The organism is Geodermatophilus telluris (genome assembly GCF_900102745.1).
Taxonomy (GTDB): Bacteria; Actinomycetota; Actinomycetes; order Mycobacteriales; family Geodermatophilaceae; genus Geodermatophilus; species Geodermatophilus telluris.
Genome location: NZ_FMZF01000002.1, coordinates 72,192 through 84,942, shown reverse-complemented (window position 1 = coordinate 84,942; position 12,751 = coordinate 72,192). Strand labels below are relative to the sequence as shown.

The window sequence follows — 12,751 nt, the reverse complement described above, 5'->3', positions numbered from 1 at the left end:
CAGGACCCCCCTGCCTCCCGGCGTGCCCGTCCCGCCACGGGCACGCCGGGCGGCGTCCTCCTAGGGTCGGGGCCATGCGCGCGGTCACCACGGACGGCTCCGGCGGACCCGAGGTCCTCGGCTGGGGGGAGGTCCCCGACCCGGTGGCCGGCCCCGGCGAGGTCGTCGTCGACGTCGCGGCCACCGCCGTCAACCGGGCCGACCTGCTGCAGCGGGCCGGGAACTACCCGCCGCCGAAGGGCGCCAGCCCGGTGCTGGGCCTGGAGTGCAGCGGGGTGGTCAGCGAGGTCGGCGCGGGCGTCACCGGCTGGTCGGTCGGCGACGAGGTGTGCGCCCTGCTGGCCGGCGGGGGCTACGCCGAGCGGGTCGCCGTCCCCGCCGTGCAGCTGCTGCCGCGCCCGGCGGGCGTCGAGCTGGCCACCGCGGCCGCCCTGCCGGAGGTCACCTGCACCGTCTGGTCCAACGTCTTCACCCTCGCCGGGCTGCGCCGCGGCGAGCGCTTCCTCGTGCACGGCGGCTCCAGCGGCATCGGCACGATGGCGATCCAGCTCACCGCGCGCGCCGGCGCCCGCGTGTTCACCACCGCCGGGACGCAGGCCAAGCTCGACGTCTGCCGCGAGCTGGGCGCCGAGGTGACGATCAACTACCGCGACGAGGACTTCGTCGAGCGGGTCCGCGAGGAGACCGACGGCGCCGGGGTCGACGTCGTCCTGGACAACATGGGGGCCGCCTACCTGGCCCGCAACGTCGACGCCCTCGCCGTCGGCGGCCGGCTCGTCGTCATCGGCATGCAGGGCGGCACGCGGGCCGAGCTCGACCTCGGCCGGCTGCTGGCCAAGCGCGCGTCGGTGCACGCCACCGCGCTGCGCTCGCGGCCGCCCACCGGCCGGGGCGGCAAGGCGGAGATCGTCGCGGCGGTGCGCGACCACGTGTGGCCCGACGTCGAGCGCGGCGTGGTGCGCCCGATCGTCGACCGGCGGCTGCCGATGTCGCGGGCGGCCGAGGCGCACCGGGTCGTGGAGTCCAGCGAGCACGTGGGCAAGGTGCTGCTGCTGCCCGACGCCTGACTAGAGGGCGCTGCGCAGCGCCGCCACGGAGTCGATCACGTAGCCGACCTCCTCGGCGGTGTTGTAGTGCGCCAGCCCGAGCCGCACGGCGCCGCCGGCCTCGTTGACGCCCAGCGCGTCGAACAGCTCGCGCGCGTAGAAGTCGCCGTCCCAGGCGCACACGCCGCGGCGGGCGAGCTCCACGGCCACCTGCCGGGGGCGCATGCCGGTCACCGTGAACGACAGGGTCGGCGTGGTGTGCTCGGGGAAGCCGACCACCTGCACGTGCCGCATCGCGCGCAGCGCCTGGTCCAGCCAGTCGAACAGCCCGCCCTCGTAGGCGGCGACCGCGGCCATGGACGCCCGCAGCCGGTCGCGGCGGCCGCCCACGGTGTCCTCGCAGAGGCCGGCGAGGTGGTCGACGGCGGCGGTGACGCCGGCGTAGAGCTCGAAGGGCGGCGTGCCGGTCTCGAAGCGGTCGGGCACCCGGTCGGGCGCCGGCAGCAGCCGGTCGGGCACCAGGTCGGCCAGCAGGTCGGGGTCGGCCACCACCGCGCCCACGTGCGGGCCACAGAAGGTGTAGGCCGACACCGCGAGGAAGTCCGCGCCCAGCGCGGCCCGGTCGAGGAGGACGTGCGGGGCGGCCTGCACGGCGTCGACGTAGACCAGCGCGCCGACCGCGTGCGCCCGGGCGGCGATCGCGGCGACGTCGGGGCGGGTGCCGATGGCGTTGCTCGCCGCGGTCACCGCCACCAGCCGGGTGCGCGGGGTGATCAGCTCGTCGTACTGCCAGGCGGGCAGCTCGCCGGTCTCGATGTCCACCTCGGCCCACCGGACGACGACCCCGGCCCGCTCGGCGAGCTGCACCCACGGGCGGATGTTGGCGTCGTGGTCCAGGCGGCTGACCACCACCTCGTCGCCCGAGCGCCAGGTGCGGGCCAGCGCCCGGGCGACGGCGAAGGTCAGCGTCGTCGTGTTGGCGCCGAGGACCACGCCCGTGGAGACCCCGCCGACGAGGTCGGCCACCGCGGCGCGGGCGCTGGCCACGAGGCCCTCGGTGCGGGCGGAGGAGGGGAAGACGCCGCCGCGGTTGGCGACCGGCACGCGCATGGCGGAGGACACGGCGTGCGCGACGCTCTCGGGCACCAGCGTCCCGGCCGGCGCGTCGGTGTGCACGAAGCCGTCGGAGAGGCCGGGGAACAGGCCGCGGACGCGCGCGACGTCCAGCCGCGGCTCCCCCGGTCCCATGCGGCCGACCCTAGACGGCACGGTCGCCCGCCGACCCTGCTCCCCGCGTTCGCCGCCCGTGGGCGCGGGGCAGGATGGAGGGCATGACGGCACCGCAGAACGGCACCGAACGCCCGCAGCAGGTCGTCGTCGTCGGCCCCGACGGCCGGCCGGTCGGCACCATGCCCGTGCCGGTCGCCGGTGCGGACGACGGCGACGGCACGTCCGGCATGGGCGAGATGGTGGAGCAGCCCGCGAAGGTCATGCGGATCGGCACCATGATCAAGCAGCTGCTCGAGGAGGTGCGCGCCGCTCCCCTCGACGACGCCAGCCGCGCCCGGCTGCGCGACATCCACGCCTCCTCGATCCGGGAGCTGGAGCAGGGCCTGGCGCCGGAGCTGTCGGAGGAGCTGCGGCGGATCACCTCGCCGTTCAGCGAGGGCGTCACCCCGTCGGACGCCGAGCTGCGCATCGCCCAGGCCCAGCTGGTCGGCTGGCTGGAGGGCGTCTTCCAGGGCATCCAGACGGCGCTGTTCGCCCAGCAGATGGCCGCACGGGCGCAGCTGGAGGAGATCCGGCGGCGGGCCCTGCCCGGTCCCGCGGCCCCCGACGTCCGCCCCGGCGGCGGCCAGTACCTGTAGGGGCGGGGCGATGATCAGGTGACCTGATCATCGAGTGTCCGACCTGACGGTGGGACGTCGGGTAGGACGCGCTGCGGTGCGGGAGGACGCCCCGTCCACAGGTTCGGCGGAGTCGCGCCAGGCGTGCTCTCCGACTCCCAGACTGCGCGTGTGCACCCACTCCTGGAGTCCGCCGCCCGGCGCCGTCTCGGCGTCTTCACCGTCGCCGACGCCCGGCGTGCCGGCCTCCGGCCCGACGAGATCCGGTCCGCCGTCGGCTCCGGCCGCTGGTACCGCCTGCGCCGGGGCGTCTACGTCGAGACGGCGACGTGGCTGGCGCTGGCCGACGACGCGCGGGCCCGGCACCTCGTCGAGTGCGTCGCCGCCCTCACCGTGCTCGGCCCCGGACCCGTGGTCAGCCACGACTCCGCCGCCCGGTTCCACCGGCTGGTCCTGCCCCGGTCGCTCGACGCCGCGGTGCGACTGACCCACGTCGACGAGTGGCGGCGCGGACGGGGCTACCGGATCTCGGCGGCCGAACTGCCGGAAGGCGACGTCCTCGCCGAGGGACCGCTGGCCGTGACCTCGCCGGCCCGCACGCTGGTCGACTGCGCGCGGGAGTGGCCGCTCGCCGACGCCGTCGTCGCGCTCGACGAGGCGCTGCACCAGAAGCGGGTCGGCCGCGCCGAGGTCCGGGCCACCGTGCTGGCGCAGTCGCACTGGCTGGGCATCGGCGCGGCCGCCCGGGCGCTCGACCTGGCCGACGGGCGCACCGAGTCCCCGCTGGAGACCCGCGGCCGGCTGGCCCTCGTGGCGGCCGGGCTGCCCCGACCGGAGCTGCAGGTGGAGCTGCACGGGCCCCGCGGGTTCGTCGCCCGGGTGGACGCCTGGTTCGACGAGGCCGCGGTCGCCGTCGAGTTCGACGGCCGGGTCAAGTACGTCGACCCGCGGCCCGGACGCACGGGCGCCGACGTGCTGTGGGACGAGAAGCGCCGGGAGGACCGGATCCGCGAGCTCGACGTCCGCGTGGTGCGCGTCGCGCAGGAGGACCTCGGCGCCCTGCGCGCGGTGTCCGCGCGGATCGCCGGTCTGCTGGCGACGCCGCTGACCGGCCCGAGGCGCTTCTCCGTCGTCCGCACCCCGGAACCCGGCCGGACCGACGCCGCGGCCTGACGACGCGTCCTACCGCACCGCAGCGCGTCCCACCCGACGTCCCACGGTCGGGTAGGACACTCGACGATCAGGTGACCTGATCATCGCCCCGCCCCTACAGCGAGGCGAGGAAGGCGGCGACGCCGTCGTCGTCGTTGGTGCCGGTGACGTCGGTGGCCGCGGCGAGCAGCTCCGGGTGCGCGTGCGCCATCGCCACCGCGCGGCCGCCGCCCTCGCGCACCCAGTCGAAGGCCGCGATGTCGTTGGGCATGTCGCCGAAGACGACGACGTCCTCCGGGCCGACGCCGTGCCGGGCGGCGACCCGCGCCAGGCCGGTGGCCTTGGTGACGCCGCGCGCGGAGATCTCGGCCAGCGCGTCCGACGACGACGTCGTCACCGTGGCGAGGTCGCCGACCACCTGCTGCACCAGCGCGACGAAGGAGTCGCGGTCCATGTCCTCGTGGCGGGCCAGCAGCTTGGCCGCCGGGGCGGCGACGATCTCCTCGAGCGGGGCCTCCGCGACGCCCGGGGCGTCCACGTCCCACCGCGGCCGGTAGACCGGCTCGTGGCGGAACTCCAGCCCGTACTCGACGGCGAACCAGGTGCCCGGCTGCTCGGCGCGCAGGCCGCCGGTGATCTCGGCCAGGACCGCCGGCGGCAGCGCCTCCTCCTCGAGCACCTCGAAGCGCTCGAGGTCGAGCAGCACCGCGCCGTTGCAGCAGACCGCGGTGCCGGTGCGCACGACCTCGCGGATCCGGCGCATCCAGCGCGGGGGCCGGCCGGTGGCCAGGACCAGCGGCACGCCGTCGTCGGCCCACCGCTGCAGCTCGGCGAGCGTCGCGTCGCCGACGGTGTCGTCCGAGCGCAGCAGCGTGCCGTCCATGTCGCTGGCGATCAGCCGCGGACGCCAGTCAGACACCGGCCAGCACCGCCTCGAGGTAGTGGGCCACGCCGTCGGCGTCGTGCCCTCCGGTCAGCGCGCCGGCCGCGGCGCGGACGGTGGGGTGGGCGTTGGCCACCGCGACCGCGCGGCCGCCGGCCTCGGTGACCGCGCCGATCATCGGCAGGTCGTTGGGCATGTCGCCGAACACGAGCACGTCGCCGAAACCGACGCCGTAGCGCTCCAGCGCCACGGCCAGGCCGGTGGCCTTGGTCACGCCGGGCGGCAGCACCTCGATGAAGCCCAGGCCGGCGTGGGTCACCTCCGCCTCGGCGGGGTCGACGACGCGGCGGGCACGCGCCAGCAGCTCGTCCTGGCCGAGCGACGGGGAGCGCAGGAAGACCTTGAGCACCGCGCCCTGGGGCAGCACCTGGTGGCGCGGCAGCAGGTGCGCGGGCTCGGGGTAGGGCCAGTCGAAGCCGTGCTGGACGCGCAGCGGCGCGTACGCCTCGGCCTGCTCGGCGGCGTCCTCGACGGCCACGATCAGCTCCCCGGCGACACCCTCGATGCGCTCGATGACCGCCGTCGCCTCCGCCCGGGGGAGCCCCACGGTGCGCAGCACCTGGTCGCGCTCGAGGTCGACGACGAAGCCGCCCTGCGCGAGGACGGCGATGCCCCGCCGGTCGAGCGCGGCGCGGACGCTGTCGAGCAGCCGCGGCCCGCGCCCGGTGACACCGACGACCGGGATGCCGGCGGCCCAGCAGCCCTCCAGCGCCGCGCGGGTGCGGGGGCTGACCACGCCCTCGGAGGTCAGCAGCGTGCCGTCGAGGTCGCTGGCCACCAGCTTGGGCCGCCAGCCGCCGAGGTCGCCGGGCTCGACCACCCGGTCGGACTCGGGTGAGGGGACGTGCCCGGAGATGACCGGCCGGGGCGCGGCCCCGGTCACGCGGGCACCGGCGCGGCCAGGGTCATGCCGGGGGTGAGCACCTCGTGGCCGCCCAGCCAGGGCCGCAGCGCCGCGGGGACGTGCACCGAGCCGTCGGCGCGCTGGTGCACCTCGAGCAGGCAGGCGATGGTGCGGGCGATGGCGCACAGCGTGCCGTTGAGGGTGGCCGCGGTCTGCGGCCGGCCCTCCTCGTCGCGGTAGCGGATGGCCAGCCGCCGCGCCTGGAAGGTGGTGCAGTCCGACGTCGACGTCAGCTCGCGGTAGGTGCCCTGCGACGGGAACCAGGCCTCGATGTCGTACTTGCGGGCGGCGCTGGTGCCCAGGTCGCCGGCGGCGATGTCGACCACCCGGTAGGGCAGCTCGAGGGCCTGGAGGAACTCCTCCTCCCAGGCCAGCAGCCGCAGGTGCTCGGCGGCGGCCTCCTCGGGCCGGCAGAAGCTGAACATCTCGACCTTGTCGAACCAGTGCACGCGGATGATGCCGCGGGTGTCCTTGCCGTAGGACCCGGCCTCGCGGCGGAAGCAGGAGGACCAGCCGGCGTAGCGCAGCGGCCCGGCGGAGAGGTCGAGGACCTCGTTCATCCGCATCCCGGCCAGCGCCACCTCGGAGGTGCCGACGAGGTAGAGGTCGTCGCGCTCGACCTTGTAGACCTCCTCGTCGTGCTCGCCGAGAAAGCCGGTGCCCTCCATGGCCTCGGGCTTGACCAGGGCGGGGGCGACGACGGGGGTGAAGCCGGCGGCCACCGCGCGCGAGATGGCCAGCTGCGCGAGGGCGAACTCCAGCAGGGCGCCGGGGCCGGTGAGGAAGTAGAAGCGGGCACCGGAGACCTTCGCGCCGCGCTCGGTGTCGATCGCGCCGAGGGCCTCGCCGATCTGCAGGTGGTCGCGCACCTCGAAGTCACAGGACGGGACCTCGCCCACCGTGCGCAGGGTGACCGCGTCGTCCTCGCCGCCGGGCGGGACGTCGTCGTGGACGACGTTGGGGATCGCCAGGTGCGCCGCGCGCAGGGCGGCGTCGGCGGCGCGCTGGGCCTCCTCGGCCTCCTTGACCTGGGCGGCCAGCGCCCGGGCCCGCTCCAGCACGGCGGGGCGCTCCTCGGCCGAGGCCCCCTTCACCGCCTGCGAGGCGGCCTTCTGCTCGGCGCGCAGGTCGTCGCCGCGCTTGACCGCGGCGCGACGGGCCTCGTCGGCGGCGAGCAGGGCGTCGACCCGGGACTCGTCGGCGCCGCGGGCACGCTGGCTGGCACGGACGACGTCGGGGTGCTCGCGCACCAGGCGCAGGTCGATCACCCCTCGATCGTAGAGAGCCCCCACGACCGGCTCAGGCGCCCGGCAGCAGGGCGAGCCAGCGGCCGACGGCGTCCCGGACCCGGCCGCTCTCGGTGCGCAGGTCGGCGAGGGCACGCGCCAGCTCGGGCGCCGGGGCACCCGCCGCCGTCTCCAGCCACCGGCACAGCCCGGCGACGCGGACGGCGCCGAGCGCGGCGCTGCCACCCGTGAGCCGGTGGGCCAGCCGGGCCACCGACGCCTCGTCGTCCTCGGCCCAGGAGCCGCCGGCGACGGCGCCGGCCAGCCCGTCCACCGCCCGGTCGAGGCCGTCGAGGTACTGGCCGTAGAGCTGCTGCAGGGCGTCGGGGCCGAGGTCCTCGAGCTCGGCCAGCGTCGCCGGGTCGAGGACCTCGTCGGTGCCGGCAGCGGCGCCGGGCACGTGCCCGAGGTCGGCGCAGTCGTCGAGCGCCTCCCCGAGGGTGGCCAGGCGGACCGGCTTGGTGAGGAAGGCGTCGGCGCCCGCGGCGAGGAAGGCGCTGCGGTCGGCGTCGAGGACGCTGGCGGTCACCGCGACGACGCGCGGCTGCGCGCCGGGCGTCGCGCGGATGGCGGCGGTGGCCTCGATGCCGCCCGTCACCGGCATCTGCGCGTCCATGAGCACCACGTCCCACCCGCCGCGCCGGACCGCGTCAATCGCCTGGGCGCCGTCGGTCACGTGCTCGCTGTCGTGCCCGAGCTGGCGCAGGTAGAGCGCCATCAGCTGGGCGTTGACCGCGTGGTCCTCGGCGACGAGGACCCGCAGCCGCCGCCGGCCCGGGTCCGGGGCGCCGGGAGCCGGGCGGCGGGTGCCGCGCGTCTCGACGGGGCCGCCGGGCGAGAGCACCGCGCGCAGCGTCCGCAGCAGCCGCTCGGGGCGGACCGGCTTGTGCAGCCGGGCGGCGAACAGCGGTGCCACGTCGGGCTGGACCCGGGTGGAGCTGCTCAGCAGGACCAGCGGCAGGCCGGCGCCGCCGGGCACCTCCCGCACCCGCGCGGCCAGCTCCTCCCCGCCGACCCCGGGCATGTGCAGGTCCAGGAGGACGGCGTCGAGGCCGCCGGCGCGCACCGTCGCCAGCGCCTCGTCCGCGCTCGTCGTCACGAGGCACTCGGCGCCGAACCGGGACAGCTGGTGCTCCAGGATCCGCAGGTTGGTGCGGTTGTCGTCGACGACCAGCAGCCGGCGGCCGGCCAGGCCCTCCCCCGCCGACGGCGGCACACCCGCGCCCGCCGTCGGCAGGTCCAGGGTGACGGTGAAGGTCGAGCCCGCCCCCGGCTCGCTGTCCACGGTGATGTCGCCGCCCATGGCGCGGGCGATGCGCTGGCTGATGGCCAGCCCCAGACCGGTGCCGCCGTAGGAGCGGGTGGCCGAGGTGTCCACCTGGCTGAAGGAGCGGAACAGCCGGTGCCGCTGCTCGGCGGGGATGCCGATGCCGGTGTCGGAGACCGCGACACGGCAGCGCAGCCGGTCGCCGTGCGGCTCGCCGGCGACGGAGACGACGACCTGGCCGGAGTGGGTGAACTTGACCGCGTTGCCGATCAGGTTGACCACCACCTGGCGCAGGCGGGTGCCGTCGCCGACGACGTGCCAGGAGCGGTCGGCCGGGACGTCGACCAGCAGGTCGAGGCCCTTGCCGGCGGCCTGCGGGGCGAGCAGCTGGGCGACGTCGTAGACGAGGCCGTCGAGGTCGAAGGGCGCCGCCTCCAGGTCGAGCTCGCCGGCCTCGATCTTGGAGAAGTCCAGGACGTCGTTGATCAGCGCGAGCAGGCTGTCGCCACTGCCGGCGATGGTCTCCAGGTGGGCCCGCTGGTCCTCGTCGAGGTCGGTGGTCAGCAGCAGGTCGGTGAGGCCGAGGACGGCGTTGAGCGGCGTCCGGATCTCGTGGCTCATCGTGGCGAGGAACGCCGTCTTGGCCTGACCCGCCCGCTCGGCCTGGTCGCGCGCGGCGACCAGCTCCGCCTCGCGGGCCGCCACCAGCGCGCCGCGGTCGCGCAGCGCCCGGCCCAGCGCGTTCACGTCCCCGGCGATGTCGCGCAGCTCCTCCGGACCGGTCCCGGCCAGCCGGGTGTCGAGCCGGCCGTCGGTCAGCGCGGCGAGCGCGTCGCGCACCTGCTGGGTGGGCGGCAGGACCTGCGCGGTCAGCCGGCGGTTCGCCCGCCGCACGGCGACGGCGAGGGCGACGGCGACGGCCAGGCCCAGGACGGCACCGGCCAGGAGCACCCCGCCCATGACGGTCGCGGCCTCCGCCCGGCGGGCCTCCACCGCGGCGCGCGCCTCGGCCTCCACGGCCCGGTAGGCGTCGAAGAGCTCCTTGCCCTCGGCGAGCAGGTCGCCCAGGGCCGCGGTGTCGCCGAGGGCGGGCTGCCGCACCAGGGTCGGCCGCACCCAGCCGTCGATCCACTCCTGCTCGGCGGCCCGCAGGTCGGCGACCAGGCCGGCCAGCTCGGCGTCGCCCCGCGCCAGCTCGCCCAGCCGGACGTCGAGCGCGGCGAGCTCCCGCGCCCCGTCCTCGTAGGGCTGCAGGAAGCGCTCCTCGCGCGTGACGAGGAAGCCGCGCAGGCCGGTCTCCTGGTCGATCATCGCGATGTGGCCGTCCTGCAGGGCGCGCAGCGCCTCGTCGGCGCGGTCCACCCGGGGCCCGAGCACCCCCACGATGGCGACCACCACGCCGACGGTGGTCAGCGCCAGCGCCGTCACCGCGGCGAGACCGACCAGCAGGGGGCGGCGCAGGAGGACCCGCAGCGGCCGGGCGTCGGGGTCCGGCCGGGTGCGGCGCAGGGGAGGCACGGATGAGGTGTCGGCCGCGGGGCGGGCGACCTTGAGGCCGGCCCCGCCGCGGGGCCGGTCCTGGGACACTCGGCTCCATGCGCTTCCTCGGCGGCAACCGCCCGGCCACCGACCTCACCTACGCCGACGTCTTCATGGTGCCCAACCACAGCACCGTGGGCTCCCGGCTGGAGGTCGACCTCACCACGCCCGACCGGGTGGGCACGACGATCCCGGTCGTCGTCGCCAACATGACGGCGATCAGCGGCCGGCGGATGGCCGAGACGGTGGCTCGCCGCGGCGGGCTGGCCGTGCTGCCGCAGGACATCCCGGTCGACGTCGTCGGCGAGGCCGTCGCGTGGGTGCACGCCCGGCACCCGGTCTACGACACCGCCATCACGCTGAGCCCCACCTCCACCGTGGCCGAGGCGCTGTCGCTGCTGACCAAGCGCGCCCACGGGATCGTCGTGGTGGTCGAGGACGACGTGCCGGTCGGCGTGGTCACCGACGGCGCCTGCCAGCACGTCGACCGCTTCACCCAGCTCTCCCAGGTCATGGCCGCCCACCCGCTGACCATCCCCGCGGGCACCGAGCTGCCGAAGGTGTTCGACGTGCTCGCCGAGGAGCGGGTCAGCGCCGCGCCGGTGGTGGAGGGCGAGCGGCTGGTCGGCGTGGTCACCCGCAAGGGCGCGCTGCGCTCCACGCTCTACACGCCCGCGGTCAACGCCCGGGGCGAGCTGCTCACCGCGGCCGCCGTCGGCATCAACGGCGACGTCGCGGGCAAGGCCTCGGCGCTGCTGGCCGCCGGCGTCGACGTGCTCGTCGTCGACACCGCGCACGGCCACCAGGAGAAGGCGGTCGAGGCGGTGCGCGCGGTGCGCGCGGTGGCCGGGTCGACGCCGGTGGTCGCCGGGAACGTGGTCACCGCCGAGGGCACCCGCGACCTGGTCGAGGCCGGTGCCGACGTCGTCAAGGTCGGTGTGGGCCCCGGCGCCATGTGCACCACGCGGATGATGACCGGCGTCGGCCGGCCGCAGTTCTCCGCCGTCGAGGAGTGCGCGGCCGAGGCCCGCCGCCTCGGCAGGCACGTGTGGGCCGACGGCGGCGTCCGCCACCCGCGGGACGTCGCGCTGGCCCTGGCCGCGGGCGCGGCCAACGTCATGGTCGGCTCCTGGTTCGCCGGCACCTACGAGTCGGCCGGCGACATCCACGACGACGGCAGCGGCCGGCTGTACAAGGAGTCCTTCGGCATGGCGTCGGCGCGCGCGGTCAAGGCGCGGACGGCGGCGCAGAGCGGCTTCGAGCGGGCCCGCGCGGGGCTGTTCGAGGAGGGCATCAGCTCCTCGCGGATGTACCTCGACCCGGCCCGTCCCGGCGTCGAGGACCTGGTCGACGGGATCGTCGCCGGGGTGCGCTCGTCGTGCACCTACGCCGGCGCGCGCACCGTCGACGAGCTGCACGAGCGCGCCGTCCTGGGGGTGCAGAGCGCGGCCGGCTACGAGGAGGGCCGGCCGCTGCCGACCAGCTGGTGAGGGCGCTGCCGCGGGAGGTCTTCGAGTCGCTCGTGGCCGACGCCCTCGACGCCGTCCCCGCCGAGCTGATGGCGCTGCTGGACAACGTCGTCGTGCTCGTCGAGGACCGCAACGAGGACGAGCCCGACCTGCTGGGCCTCTACGAGGGGTACGCGCTGACCGAGCGCGGCTGGCAGTACGGCGGCGCCCTGCCCGACCGGATCATGGTCTACCGCGAGGCCATCTGCGACGTCTGCACGACCGCCGAGGAGGTGGTCGAGGAGGTGACGGTCACCGTCGTCCACGAGATCGCGCACCACTTCGGCATCGACGACGAGCGCCTGCACGAGCTCGGCTGGGGGTGACGGACCTCGTCCCCCTCCCCCCTCGCAGGCTCGGGGCGAGCCCCTGGACGGGGCCGTTCCCGCGCCTTCCCTCCGCGTACCGTGACCGGCGTGGCCGACCCCGCGGGCAAGCTCCCGATCAAGATGCTGCACGACCGCGTCCTGGTCGCGCTGCGCAAGGAGGACGGCGAGCGCCGGTCGACCGGCGGCATCCTGATCCCGGCGACGGCGCAGGTGGCCAAGCGGCTGGTGTGGGGCGAGGCCCGCGGCGTGGGCGCGAGCGTGCGGCAGGTGAAGGTCGGCGACCAGGTGCTGTTCTCCCCCGAGGACCAGCACGAGGTCGAGGTGCACGGCGAGGAGCTCATCATCCTGCGCGAGCGCGACGTGCACGCCGTCGCCGCCGAGCGGATCGAGGAGTCCACCGGCCTCTACCTCTGAGGCCTCAGCGCGGCCGCGAGTGGCGGGTGATCACCTCGGTCATGTCGGTGAGGAACCGCCGGACGACGGCGAGCTCGGCGTCGGTGTAGCCCTCCATCGCGGCCACCAGGTCCTCCTGCAGCGCACCGAAGAACTCCCGGCCGGCGGCCATCGCGGTGTCGGACACGGCGACGACGACCCGCCGCCGGTCGGCCTCGTCGCGCTCGCGGTGCACGTGGCCCATGCGCTCGAGCCGGTCGACCAGGGCGGTCACCGACGCCGAGCTCAGATCGACCGCCGTGCCGAGCCCCCCGGCGGTGAGCCCGCGCCCGTCCCGGGTGGCGTCCATGAGCGCGGTCAGCGCCCGCACGTCGGTGCGGCCCAGGCCCTGCTCGTCGGCGAAGCGCTGGCCGACGGCGTCGAGCTCGACCGCGAGCCGGCGCAGCAGCAGGCCGACGTCGATGCGCGTGTCCCGGTCCGTCACCGCCTGCTCCCCGCTTGCCGTCGACCCGCCGTCCACCCTATCCTCTCGATCGT

At 76.2% G+C, this 12,751-nt stretch carries 12 protein-coding genes; 6 read left to right on the top strand and 6 right to left on the bottom strand.

Annotated elements, in window-relative coordinates; translation table 11 throughout:
• The first annotated feature begins 74 nt into the window (after positions 1–74).
• Complete coding sequence (locus tag BLQ97_RS05620) at positions 75–1,067, top strand: NAD(P)H-quinone oxidoreductase (RefSeq protein ID WP_091364153.1); 993 nt, start codon at positions 75–77, stop codon at positions 1,065–1,067.
• Here BLQ97_RS05620 and BLQ97_RS05615 read toward each other — a convergent pair whose 3' ends face one another.
• Positions 1,068–2,294, bottom strand: a complete 1,227-nt coding sequence (locus BLQ97_RS05615) for a cysteine desulfurase-like protein (protein WP_091364151.1) — start codon at positions 2,292–2,294, stop codon at positions 1,068–1,070.
• A gap of 83 nt (positions 2,295–2,377) precedes the next feature.
• On the opposite strand from BLQ97_RS05615, the gene BLQ97_RS05610 reads away from it, so the two are divergent.
• On the top strand, positions 2,378–2,914 hold the full coding sequence (locus BLQ97_RS05610) for a bacterial proteasome activator family protein (RefSeq protein ID WP_091364149.1): 537 nt from the start codon (positions 2,378–2,380) through the stop codon (positions 2,912–2,914).
• A gap of 150 nt (positions 2,915–3,064) precedes the next feature.
• Positions 3,065–4,066, top strand: a complete 1,002-nt coding sequence (locus tag BLQ97_RS05605; protein WP_245691886.1) for a type IV toxin-antitoxin system AbiEi family antitoxin domain-containing protein — start codon at positions 3,065–3,067, stop codon at positions 4,064–4,066.
• Positions 4,067–4,160: 94 nt separating this feature from the next.
• Here the strand turns inward: BLQ97_RS05605 and BLQ97_RS05600 are convergent, their stop codons facing one another.
• The 4 genes from BLQ97_RS05600 to BLQ97_RS05585 are packed head-to-tail and all read right to left on the bottom strand — an operon-like array spanning position 4,161 to position 9,963.
• Positions 4,161–4,964: an HAD family hydrolase gene (locus BLQ97_RS05600; RefSeq protein ID WP_091364146.1), complete on the bottom strand. Its 804-nt coding sequence runs from the start codon at positions 4,962–4,964 to the stop codon at positions 4,161–4,163.
• A complete protein-coding gene (locus BLQ97_RS05595) occupies positions 4,957–5,871 on the bottom strand; it encodes an HAD family hydrolase (protein WP_091364145.1) in 915 nt (304 codons plus the stop codon). The genes BLQ97_RS05600 and BLQ97_RS05595 overlap by 8 nt, the downstream gene beginning before the upstream one ends.
• Entirely contained in the window at positions 5,868–7,160 is a 1,293-nt protein-coding gene (serS, locus tag BLQ97_RS05590) for a serine--tRNA ligase (RefSeq protein ID WP_091364143.1), read from the bottom strand. The genes BLQ97_RS05595 and serS overlap by 4 nt, the downstream gene beginning before the upstream one ends.
• A 31-nt stretch (positions 7,161–7,191) precedes the next feature.
• Positions 7,192–9,963: a hybrid sensor histidine kinase/response regulator gene (locus tag BLQ97_RS05585; protein ID WP_139173458.1), complete on the bottom strand. Its 2,772-nt coding sequence runs from the start codon at positions 9,961–9,963 to the stop codon at positions 7,192–7,194.
• Positions 9,964–10,040: 77 nt separating this feature from the next.
• On the opposite strand from BLQ97_RS05585, the gene BLQ97_RS05580 reads away from it, so the two are divergent.
• The 3 genes from BLQ97_RS05580 (at position 10,041) to BLQ97_RS05570 (ending at position 12,235) form a co-directional block, all read left to right on the top strand.
• On the top strand, positions 10,041–11,474 hold the full coding sequence (locus BLQ97_RS05580; protein WP_091364139.1) for a GuaB1 family IMP dehydrogenase-related protein: 1,434 nt from the start codon (positions 10,041–10,043) through the stop codon (positions 11,472–11,474).
• On the top strand, positions 11,471–11,818 hold the full coding sequence (locus tag BLQ97_RS05575) for a metallopeptidase family protein (RefSeq protein ID WP_091364138.1): 348 nt from the start codon (positions 11,471–11,473) through the stop codon (positions 11,816–11,818). The genes BLQ97_RS05580 and BLQ97_RS05575 overlap by 4 nt, the downstream gene beginning before the upstream one ends.
• A gap of 90 nt (positions 11,819–11,908) precedes the next feature.
• A complete protein-coding gene (locus BLQ97_RS05570; protein ID WP_245691885.1) occupies positions 11,909–12,235 on the top strand; it encodes a GroES family chaperonin in 327 nt (108 codons plus the stop codon).
• Between the two features lie 4 nt (positions 12,236–12,239).
• On the opposite strand, the gene BLQ97_RS05565 is transcribed toward BLQ97_RS05570, so the two are convergent.
• Positions 12,240–12,698 carry a MarR family winged helix-turn-helix transcriptional regulator gene (locus BLQ97_RS05565; RefSeq protein ID WP_091364136.1) on the bottom strand — a complete coding sequence of 153 codons (459 nt, stop codon included), beginning with the start codon at positions 12,696–12,698 and terminating at the stop codon, positions 12,240–12,242.
• Positions 12,699–12,751: the final 53 nt, after the last annotated feature.